The following is a 15,887-nucleotide window of genomic DNA, read 5'->3' on the forward strand; positions in this document are numbered from 1 at the left end:
AAATCAACGAGTTCAGGGAACCCAGGAGCAAAATGTGAGCGAACGCGCGCCCGACACACTGGTTAAAGCACTGCAGAATCCAGAGTTATACGATCATCCGGTTAGCGATTTCCGGGTGATCGAAACCCATATCTCACAGGTCCTGCTAACCGGCGACTACGCCTACAAAATCAAAAAGCCCATGGATTTCGGCTTTCTCAATTTCTCGACCCTGGAACGTCGCAAGCATTTCTGCGAAGAAGAACTTCGCCTGAACCGCCGATTAGCCTCCGAGCTCTACCTTGACGTTCTTCCTATTACTGGCAGCCCAGAACAGCCGGTTCTCGGCGGCGAGGGCGAACCGTTCGAATACGCGATTCGTATGCGCCAGTTTGACCAAAGCGAACTGTTTGACCTGCGCCAAGAGCAAGGCAAACTGACTCCCGAACTCCTCACCAGCGTTGCCCGCCAAACGGCTCTGTTCCACGACAGCTTGCCGCCGGTTCCGGATGAAAAACCGCTGGGCACCCCGGAGGCCGTATACGCGGCCATGCAGGAAAACTTTGACCAGATTCGGCCGCTGCTGGATGACAAATCCTTGCTCATTCAGCTGGACGCACTGGAAGATTGGACCCGCACCACGTTCGAACGAAACCGTGATTTGATTGCCGAGCGCCGGGCGAACGGCTTGGTGCGCGAATGTCACGGCGACCTTCATCTCGCCAACATTACTGTATTCCATGACCAGGTCACCGTATTCGATTGCATCGAGTTCAATGAACCCTTCCGCTGGATCGACGTGATCAACGATCTCGCCTTCCTGCTGATGGACCTGGAATCACGACAGGAATCCGCGCTCGCCAATCTGGTACTGAACACCTATCTTGAGTACCGAGGTGACTTTGAAGCCTTGGCGTTGTTGCCACTGTACAAAGCGTATCGCGCCATGGTTCGGGCCAAGATCGCACTGTTCACCCTAGGCAACCCGAGCCTGTCGGAAAGCGAACGCGAAGGATTGATGCAAAGCTATCGCAGCTACGCCCAGCTTGCTGAAGACTATGGCGCTATCCCGAACCATTACTTGCTGGCAACCACGGGATTGTCAGCCTCGGGAAAAACCTGCGTGAGTGCTGCCATGTCCGCCGAATTGGGGCTGATTCGTTTACGCTCTGATGTCGAACGCAAACGCCTGCACGGGCTGGCGCCTCTGGATGACAGTAAATCCGGCCTGGGCACCGATCTATACAGCCCGGAAGCCACCGAGCAAACTTACACACATCTGGCGGCATTGGCAGGCCGGCTGTTGGCCTCTGGATTGTCCGTCATAGTGGATGCCGCCAGCCTGAAGGAAAGCGAGCGCTCATTGTTTGCAGAAGTCGCAGAAAACCAGGGCGTGCCCTTTGCCCTGCTTCACACCGAAGCCCCTGAAGAGCTGCGACGAGACTGGGTACGCAAGCGCAAAGGCGATGCCTCGGAAGCCACCGAGGAAATGCTCGACGCCCAGCAGACGTGGTTTGAACCCCTGACCGCGGAAGAAAAAAGCCACACCATCCATTTGCATACCGATCAGGAGCACGTAGCCGAAGCGGTGGCAGACAGAATCCGCCAGCACCTTGGCCTCAGCTCCCGATCTACCAGCTGATGAAAATGCATCGATCCCAATGGCAAATCGCTTGCCCGGCAACCGAGCTTGTGCCGGGCAAGTTCGTGGAGTTCCGCCTGAAAGAAAAAGCCGTTGAACCGGAAGGCATGCCGCTAACCGGTTTTGTATTTCTGGATCACGGCACGCCCCGGGCTTACCTGAACCTGTGCCCGCATCTGGGTATTGAACTGAACTGGATGCCCGGGCGATTTATGGATGCCGACAACCTGTTCATTCAGTGCGCCACTCACGGCGCGCTGTTTAAACCCGGAACCGGGGAATGCATTGCCGGGCCTTGTCAGGGCGATGCGCTAACCGAGCTGGATGTGCGTGAGCAAAACGACCTGATCGAAGTCAGGGTTCGCAATTAACCGGAACCGGATCAATCAGCTCAAGCCGTGCACTGGGGTTTCCATCCACCCCCATCAAGGCCGCCCGATAGGCCAACACTTCAACACCGGCCTCAACCGCTTGGCGCAGTAGTTGGCCATAGCGCGGGTCAATGTGGTCCGCCGGCTGCACTTCTTCAATGGCCGTATGATTCACCACGAACAACAATACGGCACGGTCGCCATTGATGACTTGCGCCATCAACTCCCGCAGGTGTTTTTGCCCGCGCTCGGTAACTGCATCGGGGAAATACCCTTGCGCGCCCTCTGCGAGCGTCACGTTTTTCACCTCGACCCAGGCATCGGGTTCGCGGTCGTGACCGCTGAGCAGCAAATCAATACGGCTTTTTTCTGCTCCATACCGCACCTCGTTCCGGCACTGACGATAGCCTCGCAATTCAGAGATTACGCCGGCTTCAATCGCATGCTTGGCCTGAGCATTGGGGCGCGCCGTATTCACACACGCAATCGCACCGGGACTGGCTTCCACCAGCTCCCACGTGTACCGCAGTTTGCGCTTGGGATTGTTGCTTTCACTCAACCACACCCGCGCGTTCTCCGGTTGGCAATTGCGCATGGAACCGGTGTTCGGACAGTGAGCGACCACCTCTTCGCCATTGGGCAAGCGTACATCGGCCAGGAAGCGTTTATAGCGCCTAATCAAGCGCCCCTCTATCAATGGTTCTGAAAACTTCATATGCTCTCCACTATAAGCCGAGGTCACAGAGCTGGCACCCCTGAGACTTATCTGCTATTTTCCGCAAATTCCCAAGACAGGGCGTTTGGGTAAAACCGTACGGCACCGGTGCTGGTACGGATGACAAAGCGCCCGAGTAGAAGTACAAACAAGAGGCCAGGGCTCAATGGCAAAGAAGACTGCGCAAGCACCAAGCGAAACGTTTACCGGCTTCACCCCTTACGAAATTAAAAAGGGTGAAGACTACATGAGTGCAGACATGCTGCAGCACTTCAAGGACCTGCTATTGGATTGGAAGCAGGAACTGATGGAAGAAGTCGACCGCACCATGCACCACATGCAGGAAGACGCTGCAAACTACGCGGATCCCAGCGACCGTGCAACCCAGGAAGAGGAGTTCAGCCTGGAACTGCGCACCCGGGATCGTGAACGCAAACTGATCAAGAAGATCGACAAGACCATCGATCGTATCGACAAAGACGATTATGGTTTTTGTGATCAATGCGGCGTAGAAATCGGCATTCGTCGACTGGAAGCTCGCCCCACGGCAACCCTTTGCATCGATTGCAAAACGTTGGCTGAAATTCGCGAACGCCAGACCGGCATCTGATCTGCCCCTACCGGCAAGCTGGTGGTCTGACCGCCAGCTTGCAGAGATCCTATGGAGCACACCCGATACCGCGGGCGCTTTGCGCCTTCCCCGACAGGCCCATTGCATTTCGGCTCCCTGGTCACGGCTGTTGCCACATGGCTGGAAGCCCGGGCAGCGGGCGGTGATTGGCTGGTCAGAATTGAAGACCTTGACCCGCTCAGGGAACCCCCGGAAGCCAGCCACCAGATTCTTCACTCTCTTGACGCCCACGGATTGCACCCGGACGAACCCGTCCGCTTCCAGTCCCAGCGCCAGGCAGCCTACCAGAAAGCCATCATCAATCTTCTGGAAAGCGGCAAAGCTTACCGCTGCAGCTGTTCGCGGAAGCAATTGCAAGCCCATGGCGGGCGGCACCCAGCCAAATGCAGAGAGCGCGACTCTCTGTCTGATCAGGCGCCTCAAGCCATTCGCTTTGCTCTCACTGATGAGCATAGCCACTGGCAGGACTTGTTACTGGGTCCGCAGCAGCAAACCGTTCGAGCGGAACTGGATGACCCGGTTCTGCAGCGAAAAGAAGGCTTTTACGCCTACCAATTGGCCGTAGCCGTTGACGACATTGACCAAGGCATCAGCCATGTAGTGCGGGGTTCCGACCTGCTCGACATGACCGCCCAGCAACAGCAAATATTCCGGGCACTGGGCTCTTCCCCGCCTCAATGGTTGCATATTCCGGTTATCCTCAACGAGCAGGGCCAGAAGCTGAGCAAACAAAATCACGCGCCCGCACTCGATGACACAAAACCGGCAATGAATCTGGTGCATGCTCTCGCCGCACTTGGTCAACAACCACCCTCTGAACTGGCTTGGGCATCGGTAGCCGATGTACTGAGCTGGGCCCGGGCACACTGGCGGCGGGCGGCCATTCCCCTGACATCCCGACAAGCCCGTGGTATAACCCCAAGTACACAATCGCACTTGGACCACTAACCCGATGTATATCTACCGCCTGGTTTTTCTTCTGGTGCTGGCCATTTATATCTTTTCACCCAATATTCTTAGTTGGTGGACCGGCCCGGGCAATGCCTGGTACAGCCCGTTTATCTTTTGGGGGTGCCTGATTGTGATCGGTTTCTGGCTGGAATGGCGACGAGACCCCAATGAGTTTTAGCGCCCCTTCGCTGCTACTGGCCAGCCTGCTTTATCTGAGCCTTCTATTTGGAATTGCCTGGGCAACTGAACGTGGCACGTTGCTGCGCCGCTGGGTGCGCCACCCGCTGACCTACACACTCAGCCTCGGAGTGTATGCGGGCATCTGGGCAGTTTACGGTGCCGCCGGATTCGCCGCCGAATCCGGTTTCGGTTACCTGGCCTATTACGTCGGTATCAGCGGCGCCTTCTTGCTGGCCCCCGTATTACTGAACCCGATTCTGCGGATTAGCCGAGCGTATCAGCTTACCTCGCTGGCCGACCTGTTCGCTTACCGGTACCGAAGCCAGTGGGCGGGTACACTGGTCACGCTCTGCTCCGCTGCCGCGATCATGTCTCTGCTCAGCATGCAGATTCAGGCGGTTTCGGCCTCAGCAAGCATACTTGCACCCGACACATCTCCGACATTTATCAGCACACTTTTCTGCCTGATTGTCGTGCTGTTTGCCGTGCTGTTCGGCGCTCGCCGACAGCAGACAACCGGGCACCATCAAGGCTTGGTTCTTGCCATCGCGTTCGACTCACTGGTGAAGCTGGCGGCGTTGCTGGTATTGGGTGGCGTGATTCTGTTTACCGTCTTCGGCGGGAATGCCGGGCTGGAATCCTGGCTGGCCAGCACATCACGCCCCGAATCCCCGATGGCCATGAACGTGAACGACGGCACCTGGCGGGCACTGCTTTTGATGTCGTTTGCCGGCGCGCTGGTTTTGCCGCATATGTACCATATGACCTTCAGCGAAAGCCCATCGCCGAGAGCCCTCGGCAAAGCCAGCTGGGGCCTTCCGCTTTATCTGTTTCTGCTAGCCCTGCCGGTGCCACTGATTGTGTGGGGCGGTCAGGCTCTCGATGTGGCCGGGCCACCAGCCTTCTTCAGTATCGGCATCGCCCAGGCTCTGGACAGCCCGATGCTTACGCTGCTGATGTATATCGCTGGCTTGTCGGCGGCCAGCGGGCTCATGATTGTCAGTACGCTGGCCCTTGCCGGCATGGTTCTTAACCACATTGTTCTGCCTCTTAAAACCCCGAACGAACAGGGCGACATTTACTATTGGCTGCAATGGGTAAAGCGGCTGTTGATCGCCGCGATTCTTATTCTGGCTTTGCTGTTTCACGAGATTGTCGGCCAACACCTCGATCTCGCCATTCTCGGCGCTATATCGCTGACCGGCACGCTGCAGCTGCTGCCGGGAGTGCTTGGGGTTATTTACTGGCCCGAAGGTAACCGTCGTGGTTTGATCGCGGGCCTGGTTACAGGCCTATCGATCTGGGTGCTTACTCTCGTCTTGCCGTTTTCTTACCCCTTTGACCTGCTGTCGCTAATCGGCATGCCGGTGACTGACGGCTTCGGCAACTGGCACGTGGTCACCTTTACCAGCCTGACGGCTAACCTTGCCGTATTTGCCGTGGTGTCTATCCTGAGCCCCGCCAAGCCGGAAGAAATCAGTGCCGCTCAGGCCTGCTCCATGGGCGCCCTTTCGCGACCCCAGCGTCGCGAACTCTTCGCCTCTTCCTCCGCGGATTTCATACATCATCTGGCCGAACCCTTGGGCATGAACGTTGCGCGCCGAGAGGTGCAACAAGCACTTTCCCAGCTGAAGCTGCCGCCCTCAGAATTTCGCCCATACCAACTGCGGCGCCTGAGGGATCAGGTTGAAGCCAACCTGTCCGGCCTGCTGGGTCCGTCTATCGCCAGCGATATCGTCAAAAGGCATTTGGGCTTCAAACCCATGGCTCGCGGAAGCACCGGGCAAGACATCCGCTACGTGGAACGAGCCCTCGGTGACTACCAGAGCCAGCTCACGGGGCTGGCGGGTGAGCTGGACAACCTCCGCCGACATTATCGTCAAACCCTGCAGAACTTGCCGATTCCGGCCTGCTCCATTGGTGACGATGGCGAAATTCTGATGTGGAACCACGCCATGGAAGCACTGACCAGCATTTCCGCCGATGAAGTGGTCGGCGCCAAGCTCCTGGCGCTGCCAGAGCACTGGCACATGCTGCTCGATGACTTCAACAAGGGCAGCGAGCCTCACCGGTACAAGCATCGGCTGGATTTACGGGGCAAACCCCACTGGTTGAATTTGCACAAAGCGGCCTTGAATGGCCCGGAGCACCCGGAAGACGGTTCTATCATTCTGGTAGAGGACCAAACCGAAACCCGTCTGCTTGAAGATGAGCTGATGCACAGTGAGCGTTTGGCTTCAGTGGGCCGGCTGGCAGCCGGCGTCGCCCATGAAATCGGCAATCCGGTCACGGGAATTTCATCGTTGGCACAAAACCTCAAGCTGGAAACGGACAACCCGGAGATTCTAGATACGGCCAACCAGATCCAGCAGCAAACCCGGCGCATTTCGACCATCTTGCAATCGCTGATGAATTTCTCCCGCACCGGCAACCACGCCCAAGCCACTCGCTATGAACCGGTTAGCCTTCACCGTTGTGTGGAGGAGTCGATCAACCTGCTGTCATTAGGCGATAACAGCAAGGGCATCCAATACGAAAACCACTGCCCGCAGGATCTGCAAATTCTCGGCGACGAACAGCGCCTGGTGCAGGTGTTCGTCAACCTGCTCGCAAATGCACGAGATGCGTCTCCGGAGAAGGGGCAAATCCGGGTGACTGGCAAGCGCGACAGCTACTCGGCTATCATCGAGGTCATTGATGAAGGCACAGGAATACCTGCGGACCAACAGGATCATGTTTTTGAGCCCTTTTTTACGACAAAGGCATCGAACAAAGGCACAGGGCTTGGCCTCTCTCTTGTGTACAGTATTGTTGAAGAACACTATGGCAACATCCAGGTAGAGAGCCCCGCCCTCTCCATGAGCGGCAAAGGCACTTGCATGAGGCTTCGCCTGCCAGCTTACGAACCCGACACCGATGCTGACAGTCGCCCGAACGAAAGGTCGTGAACGTACTATGCCCCGCATACTGATTGTTGAAGACGAAGACATTATCCGCTCTGCAGTTCGGAAACTGCTCCAGCATGCCGGCTACGAGGTAGCCGATGCCATTTCGGTAGAGGCTGCGGAAGAGCTGGAACCCGATACCTTCGACCTCGTCATTACCGACCTCCGCTTACCCGGCGCCGCGGGCACCGAGATGATCAACCGGGCCCCCAACACCCCCGTTCTGATTATGACCAGCTACGCCAGCCTGCGCTCCGCCGTAGACTCCATGAAAATGGGCGCGGTGGATTACATTGCCAAACCGTTTGATCACGATGAAATGCTGGCGGCCGTCGAAGGCATCTTGGCACGCAAAGACGCATTACCTGCTGGCAACGAAGACGCGGCCGATTCCGCAGCAGAAGCGCCCGATCCATCCAACATCATGTTTGGCCAGTGCGAGCCCATGGAAAAGGTGTTCACCCTTATTCGGAAAGTGGCGCCAACCCAAACTACAGTGCTGATCAACGGTGAATCCGGTACCGGTAAAGAACTGGCTGCCCGAGCGCTGCACCTGTTGAGCCCCCGGGCCTCCAAGCCCCTGATTTCCGTTAACTGCGCGGCGATTCCCGAGAGTCTGATTGAGTCCGAACTGTTCGGTCATGAGAAAGGTTCGTTTACCGGCGCGGTGTCGGCCCGCACCGGTCTGATCGAAGCGGCTGACGGCGGCAGTTTGTTTCTGGACGAAATTGGTGAGCTACCCGCCGAAGCGCAGGCCCGACTCCTGCGAGTGCTTCAGGAAAGCGAAATTCGTAAGGTGGGTGCCACCCAAAGCCGGAAAGTGGACGTGCGCATGATTGCGGCCACCCACCGAAATCTCAAAGCCATGACGCGCACAGGCGAGTTCCGGGAAGATCTTTACTACCGTCTGAACGTCATGCAGATCCGCCTGCCGCCTCTACGAGAGCGCCGTTCAGACATCCTGGGCCTGGCCGGACGGTTCCTGAAGCAACAGGCGCAGAAACTTGACCGGCCGGACCTGCACCTGAGCCCGGAAGCCATGCAAGCTCTGCAGCGCTACCGCTGGCCGGGTAACGTGCGGGAATTAGAGAACGCGATTGAACGTGCCTCTATTCTGGCAGATGGCGACACCATTACACCGTCCGTTCTGGACCTCGACAGCGACTCGGGCGACGAATACATCCCTGAAACCCTGGTAGAAGGCAACAACGAAAGCACCCCACCCCGGGATTCCGACTCAGCCAACGATTTGTCTCTGGAAGACTATTTCCAGCATTTCGTTATCGAAAATCAGGACCGCATGAGCGAAACCGAGCTGGCACAAAAACTGGGCATCAGCCGCAAATCCCTCTGGGAACGCAGACAACGTTTAGGTATTCCTCGAAAAAAGACCAGCGGCAGCTAAATCCGCGCCGGTAACAAATGAACCCAGAATCATTTGTTACCGAGCGTTCCTCTCGGTAACACTTCCCCGCCCCTTTATGTGACGCAGGTAACACTTTTCTCGGATACGGGGTAACACTTATCTCGACCGAATTCGTAACCAACTGTTAATAAAGATATTTTAAATTCTGGCACGGCCTCTGCACTATTAAGAGCGCACAACAACAAAAACAATAAGTGACAACGCAGCGGCAACAACAAAAACAAAAAGCTGCAAGAAAACGTCCGGTAACAAAAACAAAAATAGGACGTAAGCGAACTGAGTGTTTTGGGTGCTAGGTTTTTTTGTGATCCCTCAGCATGCGCGAGTTGTAGATGTGGATAAGAATCGTCTAGCAGACGACGCTACACCTGCCTTGATAACCCGCTCCATGCTATTGATCGCACCGTGTATTCAAAGCTTTCCGCTTGCATAATATTGATGCCCGAATGTTGGGCACACAGTGGGGCAAAACATTAAAAAGAATCCCGACTCAAAAACAAAAACAATTGCAGATCGTCGAAGCTTTCAGGGCGGATTCGTGAAAACGGATCCGCCTTTTGATTATTGGTCACCGCCAAATGGCCTTTACTGCCTCTCAAGCCATCAAAAAATCCGCATTTCCTGCCTAATATCCGCCAAACATGTGCAATTCCTGCGCAAACCGTTAAAATCCACGTTTTTGCTCTGCGCAAACACGGACTTCCATGCCTAAAAGACTTGTAGAAAAGCTGCGTTCTTTCATGCCCAGTACCGGGAAAAAGAAAGCCAAACATTACCAGCGCCAAGAGATTCCGAGAGACCAGCACAATGTGTCTCGCTCGATGATCAGCGAACCTGCCAAAAAAGTCCTGAACCGGCTGAACAAGTCCGGCTACGAAGCCTACTTGGTGGGCGGCGGCGTGCGAGACATCGTTCTCGGTGGCCGCCCCAAAGACTTCGATATCGCCACCAACGCTACGCCGGAAGAAGTGCACGATCTGTTTCGCAACTCCCGGCTGATTGGCCGCCGTTTTCGTATCGTGCACGTGGTCTTTGGCCGCGAGATCATCGAGGTAACCACCTTCCGCGGCAACGCAGAAGCTTCTAATGAAGACCATTCTGACCACGAGCACAAAACCAGCGAGCACGGGTTGCTGTTGCGGGACAACGTTTACGGGAATCTGGAAGACGATGCCCTGCGCCGAGATTTCACCATCAATGCGCTCTACTACTGCATTCGTGATTTCACCATTATCGACTTTGCCAACGGCATGCGGGATCTCGAAAACCGGCAGATCCGCCTGATTGGCGACCCGGCAACCCGCTACCGTGAAGACCCGGTGCGCATGCTGCGCGCTATCCGCTTTGCCGCGAAGCTGGGTTTTGATATCGAGCCGGAAACCGAAGCCCCCATTCGTGAACTCGCCCCTCTTTTGGGCCACATACCTCCGGCTCGTTTGTTCGATGAAGTGCTTAAGCTGTTTTCAGCCGGATATGGCGAAGCCACTTACGAGCTTCTGAAAGATTACGGCCTGCTGGAAATGCTGTTCCCGGAAACCGTGCGAGCGATCAATAACGGTGAATCCGACGAACTCATTCGCCAAGCACTGCGTAATACCGATGCCCGCATCGCGCAGGGCAAGTCGGTCACACCTTACTTCCTGTTCGCCGCCATGCTATGGCCGGCACTGCAGGCCGAGTGGCGCGTGCGTCAGGATAACGGCGACCCGGTTCAACCCGCGCTGCACGGTGCCATCGGCAAAGTGATTGGACGTCAGGTGCAGGCCACTTCAATTCCAAAACGGTTCTCAGGGCCGATGAAGGAAATCTGGGAGCTTCAGATCCGCCTGCCCCGGCGCCAGGGTAAACGAGCCTTTGCCACACTCAGCCACCCGCGCTTCCGGGCCGCGTACGATTTCTTGCTGGTGCGCGAATCCGCCGGCGAACTGGAACCGGGCCTTGGCTCTTGGTGGACCGATTTCCAAAAAGCCGATGATCGTAATCAGGAACACATGCTGTCTCAGCTCGGGGCTGCAGCGGGGCCCCGCAAACGTGGTCGCAAACGCAGCCCCCGCAAGAAACCGGCTCAATCGTGAACAGCATCGTTTATGTAGGGCTGGGCAGCAACCTGAAAGACCCGGCCGCCCAGTTGGCACGAGCCGTCATGGAGCTGTCGCGTTTGCCGCGAACCACACTGCTGGCTCAGTCGCCGTTCTACGCCAGTCGGCCGGTTGGCCCGCAAGATCAGCCCGATTTCGTTAACGGCGCGGTACAGCTGAGCACGGGCTTGTCGCCACACCAACTGCTGGACCATCTGCAAGCCATCGAGCAAGCCCATGGGCGGGAGCGACTCAGGCACTGGGGGCCACGTACACTGGACCTGGATGTACTTCTTTTTGGCTCCCACGTCATCAACGACTCACGCCTGACCGTTCCCCATGCAGAGCTGGCAAACCGGGATTTTGCACTTCAGCCATTGCTGGACCTGAACCCCGAACTTAAATTACCGGATGGACGACGCATTGATCAGTTACGCGCCCAATGCCCGGACAATCAACTACGCAAACTACCGCCGATGGCCGGATCAGACTAATCCAAGGGCAGGAACTCCATGCTACCCTTGTGCCTGACACACCTCGGCATTAATCTTATACTTCTCTGAACACCGGAAGACCCCGGATAACTACTGGCCCATCCACCCAAAAGGCAAGGATCTTATGGCAGTTACCATTAATACCCTGCGGGAACTCAAGCAGAAAGGCGAAGCCTTTTCGGCGTTAACCTCCTACGACTCGACCTTTGCACAGGTGGTCAGCGAAGCAGGCGTGGATGTAATCCTCATTGGTGACTCTCTTGGCATGGTGCTGCAAGGCAACGACAGCACGCTGCCCGTAACCATGGAACACATGGTCTACCACACCAGCTGCGTGGCCAAGGGCAATAAAGGCTCGCTGATCATGGCCGACATGCCCTTTATGTCGTATGGCACCGTCGCGGATGCGCTCGACAACGCGGCCGAGTTGATGCGTGCAGGTGCCCACATGGTCAAACTGGAAGGCACCGGCTGGATGAGAGACACCATCGAAGCCTTGAGTGAACGGGGCGTGCCGGTGTGTGCTCATTTGGGCCTGACCCCACAATTCGTCAACAAATTCGGCGGTTATAAAGTTCAGGGCCGTGACGACAAAGCCGCGGAAGCGATGATCGAACACGCTTGTCAGCTTGAAGCAGCCGGTGCCGACATCATCTTGCTGGAATGCGTTCCTGCACCGCTTGCCGCCCGTATCACACAAGCCGTCAAAGCGCCGGTTATCGGCATTGGCGCCGGTGCGGACACAGACGGCCAGGTGCTGGTGTTGCACGACATGCTGGGCGTGACACCGGGCCGCAAGCCCCGGTTCGTCAAAAACTTCCTGGCCGAAACGTCGTCTATTCCGGAAGCCATCGAGGCCTATGCCCAGGCTGTTAAAGCACGCACTTTCCCCGCCGAGGAGCATACGTTCAAGGCATGAGAACCGTACATTCACTCAAAGAACTGCGCAGCATCCTGAGGGCCTACCGCCAACAGGAAAAGACCATCGCGCTGGTGCCTACCATGGGCAACCTTCATGAGGGCCACATCTCCTTGGTGCGCAAAGCCTCGGAAGCAGCAGACATCGTTGTTACCAGCATATTCGTGAACCCTATGCAGTTTGGTGCCAACGAAGACCTGGACTCCTACCCGCGCACTCTTGCAGAAGATCAGGATAAACTGGCGCCAGCCGGTAACACCCTGATCTTTGCACCGCCGGTGTCAGAAATTTATCCGGAAGGACTGGCCAATCAAACCAAAGTGGTGGTGCCGGAAGTCAGCGAAGGCCACTGCGGTGCGAGTCGCCCCGGTCATTTCGAAGGCGTGGCCACCGTCGTCACCATGTTGTTTAACATGATCCAGCCGGACATGGCGTTTTTTGGTGAAAAAGACTTTCAGCAACTTGCAGTGATTCGCAAGATGACCCGCGACCTGATGATGCCGATCGAAATTATCGGGGCGCCCACCGTCCGGGAAGACGACGGTTTGGCAAAGAGCTCCCGCAACGGCTATCTGTCAGACGAAGAGCGCGGCATAGCGCCCGTCGTATATAAGACGCTGACCCAGGCCGCCCGGCAACTCGAAGCGGGCAGCAATGACTTTGCCGGGCTTGAACAGGAAGCTCGGGACACCTTGTCAGAAGCTGGCCTGCGCCCGGATTACTTCAACATTGTGAACAGCCTGACACTGAAGCCCGCGGTCGATACCGACAAAGAGTTAACCCTGCTGGTGGCCGCCTTCCTGGGAACCACTCGGCTGATCGACAATATCTCTGTAACTCGCTAAACCCCGGACTCGCTGCCTCGTTGCTCGGGGCAGCGAACAGAAAGGACACTCTGATGCCACCCGCTTCGGTACCGCTGACCCAAAAATCCGAATGGCGCGCGCTTCTCCAGCACAAACAACAGCTGGAACACGTACTGATGCGCGATCTGTTTCAAACCGACCCACAACGCGCTGACCGATACCTGATTAACGGCGCAGGATTAACACTGGACTTTTCCCGCAATCGCCTGACCGACGAGACGCTTTCGGCTCTTACCGACCTGGCGAGCGCGTGCAACCTGCCAAAACGCATTGCAGACCTATTTACTGGCGCCAAGGTTAACCGCACCGAAAACCGGCCCGCGCTGCATACCGCACTGCGCCAGCCGGCCGATGACTCAGTCTGGGTTGATGGCAAAGACATCATTCCCGAAATCCATGCCACGCAAGCCCGCATGGAACAGCTCGACCAAGCGATTCAGAACGGCACCCAAACCGGCCACACCGGTCGTGCTTTTACCGACATTGTCAGCATCGGAATAGGCGGCTCCTTCCTTGGCCCCAAACTCGCGGTAGAGGCGCTCAAGCCCTATTGGCAGGGTGACCTGAGATGCCATTTTATCGCCAACATCGATGGCACCGACATTGCCGAAACCCTCAAGCCGCTCAATCCCGAAACCACCTTGTTTTTGGTGCAATCAAAATCCTTTCGCACCCAGGAAACCCTCGATAACAGCCTGATTGCCCGAGAGTGGTTCTTCACTAACGGAGGCAACCAAGATGCCGTTGCCCAACATTTTATAGCCGTGACGGCCAACACCGATGAGGCGGTGCGGTTTGGCATTCACCCGGACAACATCTTCCCGATGTGGGATTGGGTGGGTGGCCGCTACTCACTCTGGTCGGCTATTGGTCTGCCCATCGCACTGATGGTCGGCATGGAAAACTTCCGCGCATTGCTGGCCGGTGCCCATGCGATGGACTGCCATTTCAAAGACGCGCCAACCGAGCAGAATTTGCCGGTCGTGATGGCACTGCTGAGTATTTGGTATAACAATTTCTGGGGCGCTCAAAGCCATGCGGTGCTGCCTTACGATGAATATCTGAAGCACCTGCCCGAGCACCTGCAGCAGCTGGATATGGAAAGTAACGGCAAGAAAGTCACCCAAAACGGTGATCCGGTAGCATGCGAAACCGGCCCGATTCTCTGGGGCGGTGTCGGTGCGAACGGCCAGCACGCATATCACCAATTGATTCACCAAGGTACCCGCCTGGTACCCGCCGACTTCGTAATACCGCTGACTTCTCACAATCCGATCGGGCATCATCACGCCACGCTGTTTGCCAACTGCCTGAGTCAGGCGCGCGCCATGATGGCAGGCAAAACAGAAGCGGAGGCCATGGAGGAATTAACTCACAGCGGGCTGGATCTTAACGCCGCGAAGGCGCTGGCACCGCATAAAGCCATTCCAGGCAATAAACCCAGCAACATTCTGATGATGGAGAAGGTAACGCCTGAAACATTAGGTGCTCTGGTAGCACTTTACGAGCACCGCACCTTTGTACAAAGCGTGATCTGGGATATCGATTGCTTTGATCAATGGGGGGTGGAGCTTGGCAAGCAAATGGGCAACGAAATTCTGCCGCGTCTGATTAAAGATGGCGAGGTTGGTAGCGCAGGAGATAGTGCAACCGACAATCTGGTGACGTTGTTCCGCTCAGCCAACCGCCGTTGAAATCTGCTGGCCCTGCCAGTTGAAATCCACCGGCCAGAGCTTCTGGTCGGTGCGGTAGCCCTGCCACAGCTCTCGATAGCACCGGCCGCTCACTGGATGTATCTCGCCCGGCGCAATATCCGCCAACGGCTTTAGCACGAAGGCATTCTTCAGAATTTCTCCCCGGGGCAGCTCGACGCCGGCAACAACACCGATCTCCTGATCGTAGGTGAGAATGTCCAGATCCAGAGTGCGCGGACTGAAGCGAGGGGAATCCGGGCGGCGACCAAAATCCAGTTCCATCTGCTTCATGCGCCGCGACAACTCGGGCACGACTAACTCCGTGTGAAAACCTACGGCCAAATTCAAAAAGTTGGAACCGGAAAAGCCGACAGGCTCGCTCTCGTATACCGGCGACACCGACAACTCACCAAACATTTCCTGCAAAGCGTCCAGCGCGAGTCCCACATGCCGATAGCGTTCAACATTACTGCCGATACCCAGGAGCACCCTCGCCATCAGCGCAGACCTCGTTCGATGCGAACACCCACAGACGTGGCCGCCGGAACCGCTCCGGGCTTCCTGATCGTTAAACGCAACCAACTTACCCCGAAGTCCTGCTGCAGCATGGAAGCAACCGCCTCTGCGGCAGTTTCAATCAATTGAGGCTGCAAAGCATGAATGCACTGAACAACCCGCTCACTAACCGCAGCGTAATTGAGGGCATCAGCGACATCATCACTCGCTGCCGGCACCCGGTTGTCCCAGGCCATTTCCAGGTCCACCAGCAACCGCTGGGTAATTTCCCTCTCCCAGTCGTAAACACCGATAACCGTTTCGACCGCCAAACCTTCCACTAACACCACATCTGCCAAACCAGACTCCCTAGGCTTACACTCTTGGCTGATTGAATATTAAACAGACAAGCGATACTGTGGCCGTTCGCCTGCTCGCCTGAATTTGGGCCAGCTATTTTCTCACAGAATACCTGATGCCGTCTGCGCACCTTGTGAAACA

Annotated in this window: 15 protein-coding genes; 12 read left to right on the top strand and 3 right to left on the bottom strand. The window is 56.5% G+C overall.

From position 1 onward, the window contains the following. Positions 1 to 34 precede the first annotated feature (34 nt). Positions 35 to 1,621: an AAA family ATPase gene (locus tag JAO79_RS00080; protein ID WP_199005145.1), complete on the top strand. Its 1,587-nt coding sequence runs from the start codon at positions 35 to 37 to the stop codon at positions 1,619 to 1,621. Continuing rightward, the gene (locus JAO79_RS00085) at positions 1,621 to 1,992 is read left to right on the top strand and encodes a Rieske 2Fe-2S domain-containing protein (protein ID WP_199005146.1); all 372 of its coding nucleotides are present in this window, start codon (positions 1,621 to 1,623) and stop codon (positions 1,990 to 1,992) included. The genes JAO79_RS00080 and JAO79_RS00085 overlap by 1 nt, the downstream gene beginning before the upstream one ends. Here the strand turns inward: JAO79_RS00085 and sfsA are convergent. Next, positions 1,976 to 2,707: a DNA/RNA nuclease SfsA gene (sfsA, locus tag JAO79_RS00090; RefSeq protein ID WP_199005147.1), complete on the bottom strand. Its 732-nt coding sequence runs from the start codon at positions 2,705 to 2,707 to the stop codon at positions 1,976 to 1,978. The two genes, JAO79_RS00085 and sfsA, sit on opposite strands and share 17 nt — an antisense overlap. A 166-nt stretch (positions 2,708 to 2,873) precedes the next feature. Here sfsA and dksA point away from each other — a divergent pair, with 166 nt between their 5' ends. The 10 genes from dksA (at position 2,874) to pgi (ending at position 14,891) form a co-directional block, all read left to right on the top strand. Then, positions 2,874 to 3,317 (top strand): RNA polymerase-binding protein DksA, encoded by a 444-nt coding sequence (dksA, locus tag JAO79_RS00095; protein ID WP_199005148.1) that lies wholly within the window; start codon positions 2,874 to 2,876, stop codon positions 3,315 to 3,317. A gap of 51 nt (positions 3,318 to 3,368) precedes the next feature. After that, entirely contained in the window at positions 3,369 to 4,286 is a 918-nt protein-coding gene (gluQRS, locus tag JAO79_RS00100) for a tRNA glutamyl-Q(34) synthetase GluQRS (RefSeq protein WP_199005149.1), read from the top strand. A gap of 4 nt (positions 4,287 to 4,290) precedes the next feature. Next, a complete protein-coding gene (locus JAO79_RS00105) occupies positions 4,291 to 4,467 on the top strand; it encodes a hypothetical protein (RefSeq protein WP_199005150.1) in 177 nt (58 codons plus the stop codon). Next, complete coding sequence (locus JAO79_RS00110) at positions 4,457 to 7,417, top strand: ATP-binding protein (protein ID WP_199005151.1); 2,961 nt, start codon at positions 4,457 to 4,459, stop codon at positions 7,415 to 7,417. Before JAO79_RS00105 ends, JAO79_RS00110 begins: the two co-directional genes overlap by 11 nt. Positions 7,418 to 7,424: 7 nt before the next feature. After that, positions 7,425 to 8,819 carry a sigma-54-dependent transcriptional regulator gene (locus JAO79_RS00115; RefSeq protein WP_199005152.1) on the top strand — a complete coding sequence of 465 codons (1,395 nt, stop codon included), beginning with the start codon at positions 7,425 to 7,427 and terminating at the stop codon, positions 8,817 to 8,819. A gap of 725 nt (positions 8,820 to 9,544) precedes the next feature. Next, positions 9,545 to 10,915 carry a polynucleotide adenylyltransferase PcnB gene (pcnB, locus tag JAO79_RS00120; protein WP_227664273.1) on the top strand — a complete coding sequence of 457 codons (1,371 nt, stop codon included), beginning with the start codon at positions 9,545 to 9,547 and terminating at the stop codon, positions 10,913 to 10,915. After that, positions 10,912 to 11,412: a 2-amino-4-hydroxy-6-hydroxymethyldihydropteridine diphosphokinase gene (gene folK / locus JAO79_RS00125; RefSeq protein ID WP_199005153.1), complete on the top strand. Its 501-nt coding sequence runs from the start codon at positions 10,912 to 10,914 to the stop codon at positions 11,410 to 11,412. The genes pcnB and folK (JAO79_RS00125) overlap by 4 nt, the downstream gene beginning before the upstream one ends. A 124-nt stretch (positions 11,413 to 11,536) precedes the next feature. Next, a complete protein-coding gene (panB, locus tag JAO79_RS00130) occupies positions 11,537 to 12,331 on the top strand; it encodes a 3-methyl-2-oxobutanoate hydroxymethyltransferase (RefSeq protein WP_199005154.1) in 795 nt (264 codons plus the stop codon). Next, positions 12,328 to 13,176, top strand: a complete 849-nt coding sequence (panC, locus tag JAO79_RS00135; RefSeq protein WP_199005155.1) for a pantoate--beta-alanine ligase — start codon at positions 12,328 to 12,330, stop codon at positions 13,174 to 13,176. Before panB ends, panC begins: the two co-directional genes overlap by 4 nt. A gap of 53 nt (positions 13,177 to 13,229) precedes the next feature. Beyond that, positions 13,230 to 14,891 (top strand): glucose-6-phosphate isomerase, encoded by a 1,662-nt coding sequence (pgi, locus tag JAO79_RS00140; RefSeq protein ID WP_199005156.1) that lies wholly within the window; start codon positions 13,230 to 13,232, stop codon positions 14,889 to 14,891. Here pgi and folK (JAO79_RS00145) read toward each other — a convergent pair. Further along, positions 14,874 to 15,389 (bottom strand): 2-amino-4-hydroxy-6-hydroxymethyldihydropteridine diphosphokinase, encoded by a 516-nt coding sequence (gene folK / locus JAO79_RS00145; protein ID WP_199005157.1) that lies wholly within the window; start codon positions 15,387 to 15,389, stop codon positions 14,874 to 14,876. The genes pgi and folK (JAO79_RS00145) overlap by 18 nt on opposite strands. After that, the gene (gene folB / locus JAO79_RS00150; protein WP_199005158.1) at positions 15,389 to 15,745 is read right to left on the bottom strand and encodes a dihydroneopterin aldolase; all 357 of its coding nucleotides are present in this window, start codon (positions 15,743 to 15,745) and stop codon (positions 15,389 to 15,391) included. The genes folK (JAO79_RS00145) and folB overlap by 1 nt, the downstream gene beginning before the upstream one ends. Between the last annotated feature and the right edge of the window lie 142 nt (positions 15,746 to 15,887).

The sequence above is a fragment of the Marinobacter litoralis genome, from assembly GCF_016427555.1.
GTDB classification, from domain to species: Bacteria; Pseudomonadota; Gammaproteobacteria; order Pseudomonadales; family Oleiphilaceae; genus Marinobacter; species Marinobacter litoralis_A.

Coding starts and splice junctions, on each gene's coding strand:
- dksA (WP_199005148.1), top strand. CDS start 2,874: ATGGCAAAGAAGACTGCGCAAGCACCAAGCGAAACGTTTACCGGCTTC.
- JAO79_RS00115 (WP_199005152.1), top strand. CDS start 7,425: ATGCCCCGCATACTGATTGTTGAAGACGAAGACATTATCCGCTCTGCA.
- panC (WP_199005155.1), top strand. CDS start 12,328: ATGAGAACCGTACATTCACTCAAAGAACTGCGCAGCATCCTGAGGGCC.
- folK (WP_199005157.1), bottom strand. CDS start 15,389: ATGGCGAGGGTGCTCCTGGGTATCGGCAGTAATGTTGAACGCTATCGG.
- JAO79_RS00085 (WP_199005146.1), top strand. CDS start 1,621: ATGAAAATGCATCGATCCCAATGGCAAATCGCTTGCCCGGCAACCGAG.
- sfsA (WP_199005147.1), bottom strand. CDS start 2,707: ATGAAGTTTTCAGAACCATTGATAGAGGGGCGCTTGATTAGGCGCTAT.
- gluQRS (WP_199005149.1), top strand. CDS start 3,369: ATGGAGCACACCCGATACCGCGGGCGCTTTGCGCCTTCCCCGACAGGC.
- JAO79_RS00110 (WP_199005151.1), top strand. CDS start 4,457: ATGAGTTTTAGCGCCCCTTCGCTGCTACTGGCCAGCCTGCTTTATCTG.
- pcnB (WP_227664273.1), top strand. CDS start 9,545: ATGCCTAAAAGACTTGTAGAAAAGCTGCGTTCTTTCATGCCCAGTACC.
- pgi (WP_199005156.1), top strand. CDS start 13,230: ATGCCACCCGCTTCGGTACCGCTGACCCAAAAATCCGAATGGCGCGCG.
- panB (WP_199005154.1), top strand. CDS start 11,537: ATGGCAGTTACCATTAATACCCTGCGGGAACTCAAGCAGAAAGGCGAA.
- JAO79_RS00105 (WP_199005150.1), top strand. CDS start 4,291: ATGTATATCTACCGCCTGGTTTTTCTTCTGGTGCTGGCCATTTATATC.